Origin of the sequence: Nostoc sp., from assembly GCF_036918245.1 — a bacterium.
Lineage (GTDB): Bacteria > Cyanobacteriota > Cyanobacteriia > Cyanobacteriales > Nostocaceae > Nostoc.
On record NZ_JBALEF010000017.1, the window covers coordinates 98,559 to 115,908 of the forward strand.

The window sequence follows — 17,350 nt, forward strand, 5'->3', positions numbered from 1 at the left end:
AATTATCGCCGATATTCGTCGCCGCAATCGCCGATGAGTTGGTACAAATCGCGCGATTGGCGAGATACTGCATTGATGCGATCGCGATCGTCTTCATCTAAACTAAAACTAAATACTTTGGCGTTATCTTCTATATGTTCAGATACTCCAAGTCTGGCACCAACTATCACACCACCCACAGTTGGCCGATCTAAAATGTAACGCACTGCCACGTTAGAAATGCTTACGCCATGCTTATTAGCAATTTCCTTCAGGATAGCCAGCAACTCTTGAAATAATTGCCAACCACCCCAAGCATCGATCATATTTTTATATTTTTTCAAACTAGCAGTGGAGAGATCAAATCCTCGCGGTTCTGGTTTCCCCAAATAGTTTTCTGATAACAAACCGCCGCACAGCGTACCGTAAGTGAAAAGCTTTATGTCATGCTGTTGACAAAACTCCACCATATTAACTTCAGGACGGCGGTCAATAAGGGAAAATTGCACTTGGTTAGAAACAATTTTGATGCCTGCTTCAGTAATAATCTTCAAGTTTTCCGTGTCAAAATTAGTTAAACCTAGATGCTTAATTTTACCCTCAGTCTGAAGTTCTGCCATATATTTGAGAGCATCCAGGTAATTTTTATCCTGATATTCCCACCAGTGGAATTGCATCAAATCTAACGATTGTACATTCATCCTTCTCAAGGAAATATCAATATTTTCCTCGACGAGTTTTTTAGTCATTTTGCCTGGACGAGGTACCCATTTTGTAAAAGCTTGCACCTGAGATAAAGCATCTTTCCCACGAGTATCAATTAGTTCACAGCGAAACTCACCAATAAAATCTTCTGCGGGGCCATAATGATCTGCTAAATCCCAAGTGGTAAAGCCTGCATCTACATATTTGAACATAGTCTCAATAGCGACTTGGGGATTGATCTGTCCATGTCCGCCAGAGACTTGCCACATCCCATTTAATATGCGGCAGATGTTCAAATCGGGAGTAAATTGGAGACGACTAGCTGCGGGTAAGTTCATTTTCCATTTATGAGTGAAAAGTTAGGAATGGGAAGACTTAAGAATTACTAATAGATAAATCATAACTGATAATTCCTAATTCCTAACTTCTAACGTACAGACGCGATTAATCGCGTCTCTCCCAACTCCTAACTTTTTAATGCCAGCCGTTTTCAGCTTGTTCGAGAACGTAAGCAGCAACGTCTTGAATTTGCTGTTCACTGAGACGCTTTTTGTAAGCTGACATATTATTTTTACCATTGGTAACTATAGATGTAACTGCCTCTATTGAATCCATGCCATACTTTTTCAGGGCTGGCTTTTTGAGATTTTTACCTCGCCTGATGATGTTGCTACCATTGATATGACAACCAGCACAATGAACGCTAAATATTTGTTCACCGTTAACTGTATCTGCTGCACTAACAGGGAAAGTAAAAGTACTGATTAATAACACAAATGTTACTAATACTAGTTTAAGTAGTTTTTTCAATTAACTTCTCCAGAAGTGGACATACTAATTGCAGGCATAAGTCTCAGAACCAATACTAGAGGGATTCAAAGTCAGTTGTAAATCCAGCAAAATTTGCACAATCTTCTTGAAAAGCTTCTGCATCACTAACATCCTCAATTTTATAAGACATGATGCGGGTACCATCTGGCATTTTTTTGGAACCAATTAATTCACCTTGATATTTCTCTGCGATCGCTTTAAAATCAACACCATAGAGTTTCCAGGCATCACCCGAACAAGTAATATTTACTCGCCACATATTTCACTCCCAATTACTACCACTAAATATTCATCATCTCACAAATAGGCAACATCTTACACATCACCTCTTTGGGGCTATAATTTTATATCTAAAGGAAGTGCCTAGCTAAATCAGGCTACGCCATAATATGCATGTAGGAACATTTCTAGAAAATTTTATCCCAATTAGTTAAATTCTACGAGTTGAAAATGCCTAACAATATCAAACAACAAATTCAAGCCGACCTGCAACAAGCAAAAGAAACTGGGCAATTAAGAACTGAGCGGGTTCGAGAAATAGTAAAATCCGCAGTTTCTCAAGTAGCTTCTGAATTTAAACAAGGTTCTAGTGAAGTTCGTAGCATTGTGAAAGATGCAGTATCTGCTGTAGTTGAAAACTTCCAAGAAAAAGGTAGCGAACTCAAAGATGAAGTGGCAGCTTCCATTGAAGGAGCGCTGGAAGGAATTAATAGTCAAAGACACGAAAGTATTGCTAAAACTCAGACAGATATCAAGCGGCTACAGGCTCAACTAGATGGTGAAGAAGAACAACTCCAGCAAGAGGTTGATGTAATTTTGGCAGAGATTGAAGAGACAGCTAAGGAAAAACCTGCGAGTACCAAAACTGCAATTGATTCTGCTGTCAATGCTATTAAAGATAGTGAAGAAGTAGGATTGTTAAAGAAGCGTTACGCGCAACTGCAAGCACAGCTAGCCATTGTCCGAGCTAATATGGCTGCACGCTACGGCGGACGTAATATGGAAGTTAAAGATTATCTAGACGAGGCTAAACACTGGTATGATAAAGCTCGTCCCCAAGCAGAATCTATGGCTGTACAGGTAGAACAGAAGCGATCGCAACTAGAAGAGCAATTAGGTGAAGCTGGTACATCTTTAGCAAGAAAAGAGCGCCAAATCAAACAAACGTTGAGGCAGTTACTCTTAACGGCGGCTGACTTGTTCAAAGATAAGCAACCTGCTGATAAAGAGCGGGAGACTATTCATAAATAGACTGTTTTAACGTTTAATTGACTTATAAAAGTAGGGTGGGAAATTCTCACCCTATTTTGTTGAAATAGCAGTTTTCATTAGACTTTTAGTAAGAATCAAAAGCCCTCACCCTAAATCCCTCTCCCCAGATGGGGAGAGGGACTTTGAAAACTTTGAAATTAGCTCCCCTTCTCCCAATTTGGGGAGAAGAGATTGGGGGATGAGGGCTGTAGCATTACATTCTAATTATGAAAAATAGTAAATAGGTAATTGTTGCATAATAATCACCTATTTACAAAATCCGTTTTGCGTATTATTAAATACGTCCTTCTCTATTAAGTTGTTCGTCATGCTTGGCTATAACCCAAATTGCATGAATACTACCGGGAAGCCAACCTAAAACTGTGAGCAAAATATTAATAAACAGAGTGGGGCCAACTCCAACTGTCAAAAAAACGCCTAAAGGAGGAACTAACAAACCTAGAAGAAAACGAACTAATTTCATGATGTTACAATTTTGTGATTTTGTTTAATTACATTCATTTGAAGATGCCGAATGAGGAAATCCATCTTCGGAGATTTTATGTAGGTGAGAAACGTTATTTAACTGGCGTTTCTACTCCTTCTAACTTATCTAGAAGAAGGTAATTCAGCTTTATTATTTACATCACCACTGCTAGTTAAAAGGTTTCTTTCAACAAAGTAGTTGTTAATAAAGGTGTTAGCAAAGGTTAAAATTACTGGACCAAGCAGGAAACCAATAATTCCGCGAACTGCGAACCCAGGAACTAGCACTGCTGCTAACCAAAAACACAAACCGTTGACAACGAGCGAAAATGCTCCAAATGAGAGAAAGTTAAGTGGTAGGGAAAGAGCAGACAGAACTGGTTTAACTGAACCGTTAATTAGACCAATTATTAAAGCGGCAATCAAAGCTGCGGGGAAATTAGCAATATTAACGCCTGGAACAACTATATCAACAATCAACAGACTCAAAGCTGTAGCTAGCGCGGTTAAAAATGGAGTCAACATTGTTTATTACCTAATAACTAGAGATTTTTTTTGCGACTTCTTATATCATCTTTAACTATCTGCTAGGATTTCACCTCCCTTGCAAGATAGAATTTCTTTCTACCATTAGGTCTATCGTTGAGAAAAATATAGCAGTTATAAATACTTTTTATGGGTGCATAGCCGTATACCTATACATTAGACATAGGAGTAAAGACATAGCACTGCTACGTCTCTACAAGGGTTGTGGATAACGCATATTAATTTCTGGAGATTTCTAAGGTATTGCAATGTTTTTAAGGGCACGTTAAACAAATTTAACGCACCCTATAAATTTAAGATTAATTTAATGTCCCAAGGCAAAAATCACTCAGATTGTCCCGACTCAGGCTTATAGTAAAGGGCTGATTTATATAAGACTTGTTCTTGATGGGTTTCTAAAGTGCAATCAGACAAAGGATAAGTTACACAAGTAACAACATAACCAGCCTGTATTTCATTTGGACGCAGAAATTTTTGCTCGCTTTGATCGACTTCACCACTAATAAGTTTAGCAATACACGCAGAACATTCGCCTTGTTTACACCCAGATGGTAGGCGGATACCAGCTTCCTCCGCCATATCCAGAATATATTGCTCGTCTGGTACTGGAATGGTGCGATCTAATCCAAGTGTAGGATTGATAAATCGAACTTGATAAACTACCATCTGCTGTTTCTAATTATTGTTTAACTGCTTTCATCGATAAACTAATCCGCTTGAGTTTCTCGTTGATTTCTAACACCTGCACTTTGACTACTTGTCCAACTTTGACTACTTTGTTGGGATCGTCTACAAATCTATCAGCAAGTTGGGATATATGCACCAAGCCATCTTGATGTACGCCGATATCGACAAAAGCACCGAAGTTGGCGACGTTAGTCACAATTCCCTCTAGTTCCATTCCCACATTTAAGTCCCTGATTTCTTTAATTCCTTCTCTGAAGGTGGCATACTTAAACTCAGCACGAGGATCTCTACCTGGTTTTTCGAGTTCGCTGAGAATGTCGCGCAGTGTGGGTTCGCCGACGCTATCGGTAACGTATTTCTTCAGGTTGGTCTTTTTGAGTTTTTCGGCAATTTGTGTTACCTGATTTAATGGCACATTTAGATCGGATGCGATCGCTTCTACTACAGAATAACTCTCTGGATGCACTGCTGTATTATCCAAAGGGTTATCACCGCCGCGAATCCGCAGAAAACCCGCTGCTTGTTCAAAAGCTTTTGGCCCCAACTTCGGAATTTTCAACAGTTGTCGGCGATTTTTAAAGGCTCCATGCTGGTTGCGATGGGCGACAATATTATTGGCTACTGTTGCCGTAATCCCAGAGACGGATGTCAAAAGTTCTTTGGAAGCGGTGTTTAAGTCTACGCCGACGTAGTTGACGCAGCTTTCTACAGTGTCATCCAATTTCTTTTTCAACAACTTCTGATCGACATCGTGCTGATATTGTCCCACACCAATCGATTTGGGATCGATTTTCACCAGTTCCGCCAAAGGGTCTTGCAAACGGCGACCGATGCTAATGGCACCACGCACGGTAATATCTAAATCGGGAAACTCTTCTAGCGCCACATTACTTGCGGAATATATAGATGCGCCAGATTCATTCACCATCACCTTAACTGGTTTGCGTTCTATATTTTGCAATACTTGCGTGACAAATTCCTCTGTCTCGCGGGAGGCTGTACCGTTACCAATGGCGATTAACTCAATCTTGTACTTTTCAATTAGATTTTTGACAGTTTGTGCTGCTTTGAGTCGTTGTTCAGCCGCTTGGTGGGGAAATACCGCTTGGTATTCCAAAAATTGTCCAGTTTGGTCGAGGACAGCAACCTTACACCCAGTTCTAAATCCAGGGTCTATCGCTAGGGTTGGTTTCATTCCTGCAGGTGCAGACAGCAGCAACTCCCGCAGATTAGTTTCAAATGTCTTAATTGATTCTATATCTGCATAAACTTTATTCTCAGAAATGACCTCACCCATTAGAGAGACTTTCATTAAACGGTTGAATGCATCCTTCAGCATCGCCTGATAAAAATCCCGAATTGTCCGTACTTTGGTTTTGATTTCTTTCGACTCAAGATAGTAAAGTACCGTATCCTCATCAAAAGCAATTTCAAAGCTTAATACTTTCTCAGTTTCACCCCGACACAACGCCAACATATTGTGTGGTGCAATATTTTTTACCCTAATTTGATAGTTACGGTACATCTCAAATTTGGTTGTACCTTCAGGATAATCATCTTTGATGCGGGAGACGAATACCCCTTCTTCTAAAAGATAGTCGCGGATATATGCGCGTAACTCCGCTTTTTCAGCTACTTCTTCCGCCAAAATATCAGCAGCACCTTTGAGCGCCTCTTCTGCTGTTTTTACTCCCTGCGTTTCCGAAATATACTTAGCCGCTGCTTCCTCCAAGGATGCAATTGCAGCATTTTTGACATTTAACGACTTGATGAACTCTGCTAGTGGTTCTAGTCCTTTTTCTCTGGCGATGGTGGCGCGGGTGCGGCGCTTTGGTCGATAAGGTAAATATAAATCCTCAAGTTCAGTTTTTTGTAAGCAGGATGAGATTTTGGCTTTAAGTTCATCTGTAAGTTTACCTTGTTGAGCGATCGCACTTAAAATCACCGATTTTCGTTCTTCCAGTTCTGTTAAATAAGTATATCGATCAGCCAGTTCACGTAGTTGCACTTCATTCATCTCATCAGTGCGCTCTTTGCGGTAACGTGCAATAAAGGGAATTGTTGCACCCTCCGCCAAAAGTTCCAGCGCGTTTTGCACCTGATGGGATTTGAGGTTTATTTCAGTTGCCAGTAATTGAGGAATGTTCAGCATTAGGTGTCTAAAATGAAAATGCTACTTCTAAAGGTAATATGCTAGATCCTTATCCTGGCGCAAGGCCAAAGTTTTAAGCTAATTTACCAGATGATTGATCGCAAGAGTGCAATTGGCGAAATAGACAAAACACACCTACGCAAGTTTTATAACCCTTTCAATCCGCGTAGATGAATGAGAATTTGTCTATCACAGCGCAGCTTGGCTGAGTCGGGAGAACGGCAAAAGTAACATCATCCACAGAAATTGTCTGTTCCTAAACACTAGGCAAAATCGCGTAGCGTTTCGTACCTAATTTGAAAGCCTGCTACGCACACCATCCACCACAAAAAAAGAGTTGTCAAGCTTTTAGGCGCTTCATCTGTCGCAATAATTATTCCAATTGGCTTAATATATAACGTTGCATAATCTTGACTTTCTATAATATTTATTTCGCTCGACTGTTGTAGCCAAAACCTTGTTGGGTGTAAGATCAACCCACTTCCAAAAAATTCGTTTTAAAAACACTACAACCTTTAGTTCAGAGGTTAGTAAAATGGCTTTGTTTTTCTTGATACCACTATGTACTGCTTTAGCTACTGGCTATTTCTTCAAAAAGAGTAGTGATGAAATTGCATATCTTGCAGGTGTATTTGCAGCTATTAGCTTGATTTTAAGTTTAGTATTAGCACCTTGGCAGATTCAGTTTGGATTATTAATCATTGTCTTCGTCATTACCAACAGACTTTTACAGGATAATGAGTCCAAACAATAGGAAAACAACCTGGAGCAACCTCTATCCAGCCAAGGAAACTTAGCGTTGTTTTTCTTGATACCACTATGTACTGTTTTAGCTACTGCCTGCTTGTTTAAAAAGAGTACTAATGAAATTGCATATTTTGCAGCTATTAGCTTGATTTTAAGTCTAGTATTAGCACCTTGGCAGATTCAGTTTGGATGGTTAATCATTATTACCAACAGACTTTTGTGAGGATAATGAGTCCAAACAATAGAAAAACCTCTACCCAGCCAAGGAAAATTGGCGGACTACTAACTCTGTCTGAGATAGGTGGATTTAGATGAAGATTTTTGTGGATAGATAAAAAACAATTCAAACTCTCGATTTTTATCCAAAAATTCCGGCTGTAATTTAGTGTAATGTTGTGTGATATTATCAGCGCAAGTAGTGTTGTTCAAGTTTCAATTTTCATTGGGTCAACTCTTAGCTTTGCATTTATCGAGTCTAATACTAACTCTTTACTTTTACAAGTTTAATAACCAGAAATTACTTCATAAATGTACAAATTTCCCAGACAAAAATTCATAATATGAGGAAGATTTTTATTTTATGAAGTTTTTGTTTAAGTGTATTTGTCAGTAGATAAATTTTTGATAAAGTATGGCGATAAATTTGCAACATACCTTTCTCGTGGTATTCTAGTAAGTAGTTACATGTAACAATAAATTTTGAGAAAAAAGCCTATTTAAAATTACGAGGAAAAATCAAGCAAACCTAAAACTAAATGGTGTAGAAGTATCTCAAATTCAATGCAAGCAACGTCAACTTTAAGTTGATTAGCCAATGCTAGTTTGAATTAGTTGTTTTGTTAAAAGGCTCCATTTGGACATTCAGTAAAATTCCCCATAAACCTGTAAAGCGTATTACTGTAGATTGATTTATCTCCTATCTATGATTTACGCAGCCAATCAGACTTGTATTACTTATTGTGTTCCCCTGCCCAAAAAGAGCACGTATACATACTCAATTTGAGTAAAAACCTTTACTTTTATAAATCGGCTTAATTGCCAGCTGAGATTACAGATATGTCTCTGAGCTGGGAGAAATTTTATGATATGTCAGTACATTGATCAACTTTCCTGGAGCAAATAGAGAATATTTATCAATCCAGCTAGGTTTGATAGCTTGAGAAGATCAATAGTATCTTCAAAAGATTTCTACAGCAGGATACAACTGATGAAAGTTAATGAATCGGTTAATCAAAAATTCTAGCAATCCATTTTGATTTAGGTGCATCTGTTGAATATGTGGGTGGAATCAGAGTTCAGCATCAGCGATGTCTATGATGGGCTACACCTACGCACACTGCAAACTTTGTGTATGTAGAGAGAATTTGTGACAAAGTTCTCAACCTTCCCTATGTCTGCATCTACTACTAGATTATCGCGATCGCGCTAAAAATAGTGTTGGAGCAAACCTGGGTAGCACAGAAAATATCTGTAATTCACAGTTGGGGAAACTGTAAATTGATTGTGCCAATTGTCAAGCAATAAACTGGTTTGCTTGGGAGTATAATCCAGTAAAAAATTAAGCGTGCTTTACTCCGAATCATATCGAACGCTGCCATGATAGAGCAACCATCGTGGAATATTACATAGTATTTAGTTTTTAACTCTAGGGTATGAGCTTCAACGATCAATTTTGATATCAGTCACTTCAACATAGTCTTCCTAATTTTGTTATCTATTTACTGAAGTGGAGATCGAATTGTAGAGAAGTTTTTGCCAAGATATGAAACGTTCAAAACAACTGGCTTTTTACTAATCGGTTCATACCTACTATCTTGATTAAGGCAAAGTACGATGAAATCTATGTCCCAAAGTTCAAACTTTAAAATAATCCCTTATATTATTTTATTTGTAAGTATTTTATTTAGTATCTGTGGACAATTGCTGATGAAAAATGCCATGATTCATACACATGAGGGAGTATTTACTGGGGAGTTTTTTCAGAAATTATCATTAGCTATTACTGTCTACTGTTTAGGAATAGTAAATTGGATATTGGCTCTGCGATCTGTAAAATTGAGTATTGCTTATCCCCTGACTAGTTTAAACTATGTTGGGATACTTTTCGGTTCATACTATTTTTTTAATGAAGTGATTACATTAACTCGAATAGTAGGAGTAATCACTATCTTTTTGGGTGTTCTTTTAGTAGTTAATCCCCTAAAAAAGTTCAAATTTAGATAATTAATTACTTAAAAATTAAAAATGAGTATTTTTACTTGGCTAAATTTAATGCTTGTCGTTTTGTTTGGAACAACAGCTCAACTTTCACTCAAGTATGGACTTTACATTTCTAACTCTAATAAAGGAGAAAGCGGATCTATCAAAAATCTCTTATTATCTCGTTATTTTTTGATTTGGTTTATCTGCTATACATTTATGACTATATTGTGGCTTTATGTATTGCAGACAATTCCTTTAAGTCAAGCGTTTCCAGTTTTAGGATTAATGTATGCATTTGTACCAATTGCTTCTCACTATCTTTTAAAAGAAGAGGTTATGTTTAGCCAGTGGTTAGGAATTTCCGTTATTATAACTGGCGTAATTTTAGTTGTACATTAATAGCTTAATAGGCAAATAATCAGATTATTAATATTAACAGTTTCTGAACATCATCCTCTAAAACATTTTCACAAAATCTAAATTTAATTTATGAACATAGGCATCGTTGGCGGAGGCATAACTGGGCTAGTATTAGCTCAACGTCTTTCACACCAAGGACATAAAGTCACTGTCTTTGATAGTAACAAGCAGCTTGGTGGACTTACTACCTATCATGATTACGGATTATTTACCTGGGATCGCTTTTATCACGTTATCCTACCTTCTGATACTCACTTAATAAATTTTATCAGAGATATTGGTCTTGGAGATAAACTGCGTTGGCATCAAAGTTTAACAGGCTTTTATGACAATAAAAAGTTTTATTCTATTAGTAACACTATAGAATTCCTGCGTTTTCCTTTATTTGGACTTATCGGTAAAATCAGATTAGCTTTTACTCTCTTATATGGTTCACGCCTTAACAACTGGCGGCGCTTAGAGAAGATTTTAGTTGAAGATTGGCTATTGAAACTCGGTGGGAAAAACACATACGAAAAGCTCTGGAAACCTTTGCTTTTATCTAAATTAGGAGAAAACTATAAGCGAATATCAGCAGTTTTTATCTGGGCTTATATCAAACGACTATTTTCAGCGCGCGATTCTTCATTAAATAAAGAACAACTTGGTTATGTCTCTGGTGGTTATAAAACTGTTTTTGACCATATAGAAAAATTAATTTACGTGGCTGGAGGTCATATCCACAAAGGTGTTGCAGTTGAATATATCGCACCTCATCTAGGGGGTGGAATGTGGGTAGAATATCAGGGTAAAAAAGAGCATTTTGATAAAGTCATCTTTACTGGCCCAGTTAATATCTTGCAACAGGTTGCTGCCAAGGAACTAGTGAAAGTTTCAAGCACTGGTGAAACAGTAGAATACCTGGGTGTAATTTGCATGGTACTGATTACTCGTAAACCTCTAGTTCCTTATTACGTAGTAAATATTGCCGATAAAAATATTCCTTTTACCGGAGTTATTGGTATGAGTAATTTAGTTTCTTTACAAGAGACAGCAGGGTATCACATTACATTCCTACCAAAATATATACTTTCCACTGACCCGTTGTTAAAACAACCAGATGACGAATTACGCCCAATATTTTTTCAAGGTATACGTTTAATGTTCCCCGAACTCAAAGCAGATGACATTGTGGCAGCACATATTAATCGAGCGATTAAAGTACAGCCACTACAAGTTTTAAATTATTCCAGCCTTGTTCCAAAAGTGAGTACTGAAAACGATGATTTTTTCGTTGTCAATACCTCACAGTTGGTCAATGATAGCGTCAACAACAACGCAGTAGTTCGACAAGTCGATGAATTTATCAAAAAATCAGCATTATTGAATTCTTGAAATTTGAGTAATCACATTTTATTTTAAAAATCACACGAGGTCTTTATGAGTCTTTTTGTACTTTTACCCGCATATAACGAGCAAGAATCAATTCGACCCTTGTTCAAAAAGTTTCAAACATTGCAGCAAATCTTTAATATAGAGATAGAACTGATTCTTGTCGATGATGGCAGTAGTGATAAAACTGCTCAGACTGCTTTAGAAGAATCTCAATCACTGGGTATATTACTGAAATTAGTCCAACATCCCAAAAATGCTGGTTTAGGTCAAGCAATTAAAACAGGTTTTACGACTTTCTTAGAAATTTCCAAAGAAGGTGATTTTTTAGCGGCGATGGATTGCGACAATACTCAACCACCAGAACTGTTAATAAAAATGTATGACACTATGATAGCTGGTAGCTATGATATTGCGATCGCGTCTAGATATCGAAAAGGTTCTAAAGTCATAGGCTTATCAAAATTTAGAGAGCTGATGAGTTACGGAGCCAGCTGGCTTTTCAGGATTGTAGCCCGTGTACCAGGCGTAAAAGACTACACTTGTGGTTACAGACTGTATAACCGTACTTTCCTCAGTAAACTGGATATGTATTATGGGGACAATCTATTCACTGAAAGTGGATTTGCTTGTATGATAGATTTACTGCTGAAAGCCAAAGCCCTCAAACCAAAAATCGTAGAAATTCCAATGGTTTTGAGATACGATCAAAAGCCGAGTGCTAGCAAAATGAAAATTCTTAAAACTATTACTCGAACACTGAAGCTCTTGTTTAAGAATCTAGCATCAACAGAGCCAAATTCCAATTTAGGTCAGACTTTAAAACAGCAAGAGACAGTCAGAATTCCACTTAAAATGGCAAATCGTAAATAAACCTGAGAAGAAAAGTCTGGATTCTTTGGTTGAGAAGAGTGCCAGGTAAATACATAAGCACAAGTGTATTTTATTTTACATCTTCACTCTCAGCGGAGCTTTCCTTGCTCCGCTTTTGTATTCTGACTTCTGAATTCTTCGTCAAATAGCTCCAAATTTCTAGTCTGTGGGCGGATTTGCCAAGGCGTTGTTAAAGGGGAGGGAAATCCACACGTTTTTCTAGCAACTGTGGCTTTTGCTCATTTGTTAGACTGAACAAACCAGGATTTTTCAGTCAAATCTCTGAACTACGCCAGCAGACGAGGCTACCCATGCTTACAAGTACGCTACTTCTCTCGAATCAACTTCCCACTCTCCAATATTCCTCCACACCAGAGCGTTTCGATGAAACCTGGGAAGCCCCCCTGGCTACCCTTCTGGGACTAGGACGCGCCGCTGGTGCTGACTTCATCGAATTATTTTTAGAGCGTCGCAACTATATTAGTTCTCTTGCAGAAGACGACGCTATCACAAGTATTTCACCCAGTCTGTCTACAGGCGCGGGAGTCAGGGTATTTCGCGGCAAAGCTGACTGCTACGTTAGCACCAATGACCTTTCGTTTTCTGGTTTGAAAGCAGCCTTAGAAAAAGGTCTTTCTATCTTGGGATTACAACTACCCACAGCTAAGGCTTTCATCCCAGAAATCAACCTGGAATTACTCAGAGATTACGCCACCAAAAGAGGTAAAGATGCATGGCTACCGATGTGTAGCTCCATCCGAGAAATGGGAGAAATCCTCCTAGATGGTACTGCCCACCTGAAGCAAAAAGCTAGCCACGTCCAATCGCGCCGTGCTACCTATTTCCGGGATTGGCAAGAAGTTTTAATCGCCGCTAGTGACGGGACTTTTGCGCGTGATATTCGCCTTACCCAGTCAGTAGGATTTAACCTGTTGTGTGCTGATGGTGCTAATCGTACCTCAATTGGCGATCGCGCGGGTAATACTAGCGATGCCAACTTCTTGAGAACTTGGGATTCTCAACAAGCCGCCGAGAAAATAGCAGAATCGGCTGGAAAAATGCTCTACGCAGATTACGTGGAGTCGGGTACTTATCCCATCATTATGGCCAATCACTTTGGCGGCGTAATCTTTCACGAAGCTTGCGGACATCTGCTAGAAACCACTCAAATTGAACGCAATACCACTCCCTTTGCTGACAAAAAAGGCGAAAAAATTGCCCACGAAAGTTTGACAGCCTGGGATGAAGGGCGTTCTGAAAATGCCTTCGGGACTATTGACATGGATGACGAAGGTATGCCTGCTCAAAGAACCCTCTTAATTGAAAAAGGCGTTCTGAAAAACTTCTTAGCAGATAGAACAGGTTCTGCACGCACCGGACACCCCAGAACTGGAAGTGGACGCCGCCAAAATTATACCTATGCCGCTGCTAGCCGGATGCGTAATACTTATATTGATTCTGGCGAATATAGCAATGATGAATTATTTGCCTCCGTTGATAAAGGTATTTACTGTAAAAAGATGGGTGGTGGTAGCGTTGGTGCTACAGGTCAATTTAACTTTAGTGTTGATGAAGCTTATTTGATTGAAAATGGCAAAATCACCAAACCACTAAAGGGAGCAATTCTCATCGGTGAAGCCAAGGAAATTATGAACAAAATTTCTATGTGTTCCCAAGATTTGGAAATTGCACCAGGTTTTTGTGGCTCAGTCAGTGGCAGTATTTACACCACAGTCGGACAACCCCACATCAAGGTTGATTCTATTACCGTAGGTGGAAGATAATCTCATCAACTTCCAGGTTCTACCTGGAAACTTCTTCTTTATGGCTCTGCTACTTAATTTTATCTAGTAAGCAGAAGCCCTACATTAATTACACTCCCAGGCTGAAGCAGGGAGCAAGAAAATCCAAAATCTAAAAATTGACTATGCCGAATATAAATGAGATTGCAAATTCTGCCAAGGACAATGCTAATAAGCTTGGCATTAAGAAATTCGACATTTATGGCTCAACAGTAGATGACACTAGCGTGCAAGTAGACCAAGGTGAGCCAAAACAAGTCAAAGCTTCAAACCGCTCTGGTGTTACTGTTCGTGTCTGGAATGGAGATAATACAATGGGTGTCACCAGCACCACAGATGTAGACCCCAAGGGACTGGAATTAGCATTGAAAACTGCCTACGAAGCCAGTTTCTTTGGTGTTAAAGAAAATGTTCCTGATTTTAGTCCAGAGGCTACTACTCCGATTTCAAGTAAACCTCAGGCTAAAACATCCCAAGCACCTGTTGCTGAACTTATAGAAAAATTGTTGGTAGCTGAAAAAGAATTACTAGCGGCCCATCCAGCAATTAAAGGTGTACCTTATAATGGTTTGTCACAAAGAGATATTGACAGATTTTATCTCAATAGCGACGGCGCAGTGAGAACTGAATCTCACTCTTTGTCATCAGTTTATCTGTACAGCAAAACTGAGGAAGATGGCAAAAAGCCGCGCAGTGCGGGCGCTTTTAGAATCAACCAAAATTTAGATAATCTAGATATTAATGGTTGCATCAAAGAAACCGCCGATAAAACTATCAGTCACTTGAATTATGAAAAAATCAAAACTGGTAAATATCGAGTTGTTTTCTCTGCGGAAGCTTTCTTAAGTCTGTTGGGCGCTTTTTCTAACTTGTTCAATGCCCAAAGTATTTTAGACAATCAAAGTCTATCTACTCCTGATGATTTAGGTAAGCAAATTGCTTCTCCTCTGATTTCAGTTTTTGATGATGCACTGCACCCAGCTAACGTTGGTGCGGAAAGCTTTGATGGCGAAGGAACCCCCACTCGTCAGATTTCACTAATTGAAAATGGTGTTTTAACAAGCTTTCTCCACAGTGCAGGCACTGCTAAAAGGTTAAATGCCCAGCCAACTGGTAATGCTAGTATTGGCGCAAAAGTCAGCGTCAGTCCCAATTTTTATCACGTATTTTCAACAGCAACTCCTGAGCAAGAGTTTAGCTTAGACACTGCTGAAAATGTGATTTTTATCGATGATTTACAAGCTCTCCATGCTGGAGTCAAATCCTTGCAAGGTTCCTTTTCTTTGCCGTTTGATGGTTGGCTAGTTAATAAGGGAGTGAGGACGAGTATTGAGTCAGCAACTGTTGCTGGTGATTTCTTGGAACTTTTGAAGTCAATTATTTATGTAGAAAAAGAGCCAGAGTTAACGCCAGGTGGAGTTTGCCCGAAAATCTGGGTTAATGAACTATCGATTACCGGCGAATAAAACTTAGTCAGTGCAGAGTTAAGAGTTTAACTCTTAACTCATCACTTGGAAATCATGACTCACCATTAGTATTCACCGCCAATGCTAATGGCAGTATTAAATACATCAGCACCGCTTAAATCAACACCAGCTAAAACAGCGCCATCTACGTCACTATTATATAAACGGGAATTACTCAAATTCACGTTGGTAAGATTGGCATTATTTAACATCGTATCGCTAACAAATGCTTGTGTGAGATTAGCAGACTTTAAATTAGCTCCAGTTAAATCGGCACCTTCTAAATTAGCACCTTCAAGATTAGCTCCTTTTAAATTTGCATTTCTCAAGTCAACACCGATTAGATGAGCGCCTTTGAGGTTAGCTCCTGCTAGATTGCATCCCGAACATTCTCTAGTTTCTAACAAGCGGCGGACAGGGGCGGAATTTTCTGCTTTGACGGGAATGGGAGCAGCTAAGGATAGCGTGCTGAGTAAGGCTGCTGCCGTCAAAAAAATTCGTTTCATAATTCACCTCGGACACTTCTAGAAGTCATTAAATTCTGAACTTCTACGATACCAGTATGCCAAGATTACAGAATTCTGTCCTCATTCGATCGGAAGAATATATAAGTTCGATGAGACTAGGTATTCTTCCCTTAGGTAGTCCGATGGGAGGAAATTTCCAACTGAAATTATATTAAGCCTTGCCGCTACCTAATAGATACAACAGTGCCATCCGAACAGCGACACCGCTGGTAACTTGTGATTGAATGAGACTAAATTCTGGGTCATCCATCAATTCAGAACTAATTTCAACACCACGGTTGACTGGGCCTGGATGCAAAACTTTGACATTAGGTTTACAAAGTTGCAGTTTTGTGCGTGTAATGCCAAACAGTTGATGATATTCTCGCAAACTTGGCAGCAAATGAGCCGTCATCCGTTCTTTTTGCAGGCGCAAAGTCATGACAAAATCGGCATTCTGCAAAGCTGGTTCTAGCTGCCAATGTAAAAAAAGTTGGGGATTGGGAGAATAACTCCTGACTTCTGACTCACTTCGACTACGCTCAGTGACCTCCTGATTTCTATCTTCTACTTCCTCCGAGATAAACTCAGCAAAGAATTTAGGTAAAAGGGTTGGTGGTGCTGCCAGATGCACTTCGGCACCACTGGCAATTAAACTCCAAATATTCGATCGCGCCACACGAGAATGGAGAATATCCCCAACAATGGCAATCTTTTTCCCCTTTAAAAGTTCCAGTCGCGGGTGATCTGGGTCAATTAAAGTAGTTATGGTAAATAAATCTAGCAGTGCTTGAGAAGGATGCTCATGTTGACCATCACCAGCATTGAGGACGCTAACTCGTACACCTAGACGATCCATTTCAGCCGCGATCGCATTTGGTACTCCTGCCTCTCGATGGCGGACTACCATAATATCAGTTCCCATAGCCAAATAAGTTTTCGCCGTGTCGAGAATTGTTTCTCCCTTAGTCATAGAAGATGTGGCGGCGGCGAAGTTCAGCGTATCCGCACTTAAGCGTTTGGCTGCGAGTTCAAAACTGCTGCGAGTCCGGGTAGACGATTCAAAAAATAAATTCGCCACCACCTGTCCCTGCAAAGTTGGCACTTTCTTTGTCCGTCGTGATAGCACCTCTTGAAAAGAGGCAGCAGTTTGCAAAACTGTATCGTATTCAGTAGTAGTAAAGTCAGCTAGGGAGACAATGTGATGACGATTCCACGTGGTAGTAGGCATAAATAGCAATCAGTTTCCTGCATAGAGATACGAGCGATCGCCTCTCTACAGCTTTTTAATTTACAGATGCAGAGGAAATGATATCACCTGTCTTA

Annotated in this window: 17 protein-coding genes; 8 read left to right on the forward strand and 9 right to left on the reverse strand. The window is 39.3% G+C overall.

Annotated features, from left to right (window positions below; all coding sequences use genetic code 11):
* Positions 1 to 2: 2 nt before the first annotated feature.
* From V7L12_RS03410 to V7L12_RS03420, 3 genes are all read right to left on the reverse strand, one after another.
* Positions 3 to 1,022, reverse strand: a complete 1,020-nt coding sequence (locus V7L12_RS03410; RefSeq protein WP_335082144.1) for an aldo/keto reductase — start codon at positions 1,020 to 1,022, stop codon at positions 3 to 5.
* Positions 1,023 to 1,158: 136 nt separating this feature from the next.
* Positions 1,159 to 1,494, reverse strand: a complete 336-nt coding sequence (gene petJ, locus V7L12_RS03415; protein ID WP_335082146.1) for a cytochrome c6 PetJ — start codon at positions 1,492 to 1,494, stop codon at positions 1,159 to 1,161.
* 55 nt (positions 1,495 to 1,549) lie between these two features.
* Positions 1,550 to 1,774 (reverse strand): hypothetical protein, encoded by a 225-nt coding sequence (locus V7L12_RS03420; protein WP_334931092.1) that lies wholly within the window; start codon positions 1,772 to 1,774, stop codon positions 1,550 to 1,552.
* 191 nt (positions 1,775 to 1,965) lie between these two features.
* On the opposite strand from V7L12_RS03420, the gene V7L12_RS03425 reads away from it, so the two are divergent.
* Positions 1,966 to 2,766: a histidine kinase gene (locus V7L12_RS03425; protein ID WP_335082148.1), complete on the forward strand. Its 801-nt coding sequence runs from the start codon at positions 1,966 to 1,968 to the stop codon at positions 2,764 to 2,766.
* 295 nt (positions 2,767 to 3,061) lie between these two features.
* On the opposite strand, the gene V7L12_RS03430 is transcribed toward V7L12_RS03425, so the two are convergent.
* The 4 genes from V7L12_RS03430 to V7L12_RS03445 form a co-directional block, all read right to left on the reverse strand.
* A complete protein-coding gene (locus V7L12_RS03430; protein ID WP_334815479.1) occupies positions 3,062 to 3,250 on the reverse strand; it encodes a YqaE/Pmp3 family membrane protein in 189 nt (62 codons plus the stop codon).
* Between the two features lie 125 nt (positions 3,251 to 3,375).
* Positions 3,376 to 3,777 carry a phage holin family protein gene (locus tag V7L12_RS03435; protein ID WP_334815477.1) on the reverse strand — a complete coding sequence of 134 codons (402 nt, stop codon included), beginning with the start codon at positions 3,775 to 3,777 and terminating at the stop codon, positions 3,376 to 3,378.
* 345 nt (positions 3,778 to 4,122) lie between these two features.
* The gene (locus V7L12_RS03440) at positions 4,123 to 4,464 is read right to left on the reverse strand and encodes a 2Fe-2S iron-sulfur cluster-binding protein (protein WP_335082150.1); all 342 of its coding nucleotides are present in this window, start codon (positions 4,462 to 4,464) and stop codon (positions 4,123 to 4,125) included.
* A 13-nt stretch (positions 4,465 to 4,477) separates the two neighbouring features.
* The gene (locus V7L12_RS03445) at positions 4,478 to 6,637 is read right to left on the reverse strand and encodes a Tex family protein (protein ID WP_335082152.1); all 2,160 of its coding nucleotides are present in this window, start codon (positions 6,635 to 6,637) and stop codon (positions 4,478 to 4,480) included.
* Between the two features lie 535 nt (positions 6,638 to 7,172).
* Between V7L12_RS03445 and V7L12_RS03450 the strand changes: the two genes are divergently transcribed.
* The 7 genes from V7L12_RS03450 (at position 7,173) to V7L12_RS03480 (ending at position 15,518) form a co-directional block, all read left to right on the forward strand.
* Entirely contained in the window at positions 7,173 to 7,391 is a 219-nt protein-coding gene (locus V7L12_RS03450; RefSeq protein ID WP_334815471.1) for a hypothetical protein, read from the forward strand.
* Positions 7,392 to 9,226: 1,835 nt separating this feature from the next.
* Complete coding sequence (locus V7L12_RS03455; RefSeq protein ID WP_335082154.1) at positions 9,227 to 9,607, forward strand: EamA family transporter; 381 nt, start codon at positions 9,227 to 9,229, stop codon at positions 9,605 to 9,607.
* Positions 9,608 to 9,628: 21 nt separating this feature from the next.
* Positions 9,629 to 9,985: an EamA family transporter gene (locus tag V7L12_RS03460; RefSeq protein ID WP_335082156.1), complete on the forward strand. Its 357-nt coding sequence runs from the start codon at positions 9,629 to 9,631 to the stop codon at positions 9,983 to 9,985.
* A gap of 90 nt (positions 9,986 to 10,075) precedes the next feature.
* Positions 10,076 to 11,380 carry an NAD(P)/FAD-dependent oxidoreductase gene (locus tag V7L12_RS03465; RefSeq protein ID WP_335082158.1) on the forward strand — a complete coding sequence of 435 codons (1,305 nt, stop codon included), beginning with the start codon at positions 10,076 to 10,078 and terminating at the stop codon, positions 11,378 to 11,380.
* Between the two features lie 45 nt (positions 11,381 to 11,425).
* On the forward strand, positions 11,426 to 12,250 hold the full coding sequence (locus tag V7L12_RS03470; protein WP_335082160.1) for a glycosyltransferase family 2 protein: 825 nt from the start codon (positions 11,426 to 11,428) through the stop codon (positions 12,248 to 12,250).
* Between the two features lie 311 nt (positions 12,251 to 12,561).
* A complete protein-coding gene (locus V7L12_RS03475; RefSeq protein ID WP_335082162.1) occupies positions 12,562 to 14,034 on the forward strand; it encodes a TldD/PmbA family protein in 1,473 nt (490 codons plus the stop codon).
* 143 nt (positions 14,035 to 14,177) lie between these two features.
* Positions 14,178 to 15,518, forward strand: a complete 1,341-nt coding sequence (locus tag V7L12_RS03480) for a TldD/PmbA family protein (RefSeq protein ID WP_335082164.1) — start codon at positions 14,178 to 14,180, stop codon at positions 15,516 to 15,518.
* Between the two features lie 65 nt (positions 15,519 to 15,583).
* Here V7L12_RS03480 and V7L12_RS03485 read toward each other — a convergent pair whose 3' ends face one another.
* Both V7L12_RS03485 and V7L12_RS03490 read right to left on the reverse strand, forming a co-directional pair.
* Positions 15,584 to 16,024: a pentapeptide repeat-containing protein gene (locus V7L12_RS03485; protein WP_104907237.1), complete on the reverse strand. Its 441-nt coding sequence runs from the start codon at positions 16,022 to 16,024 to the stop codon at positions 15,584 to 15,586.
* A 172-nt stretch (positions 16,025 to 16,196) separates the two neighbouring features.
* Positions 16,197 to 17,255 carry an aspartate carbamoyltransferase catalytic subunit gene (locus V7L12_RS03490; protein ID WP_335082166.1) on the reverse strand — a complete coding sequence of 353 codons (1,059 nt, stop codon included), beginning with the start codon at positions 17,253 to 17,255 and terminating at the stop codon, positions 16,197 to 16,199.
* Positions 17,256 to 17,350 lie beyond the last annotated feature (95 nt).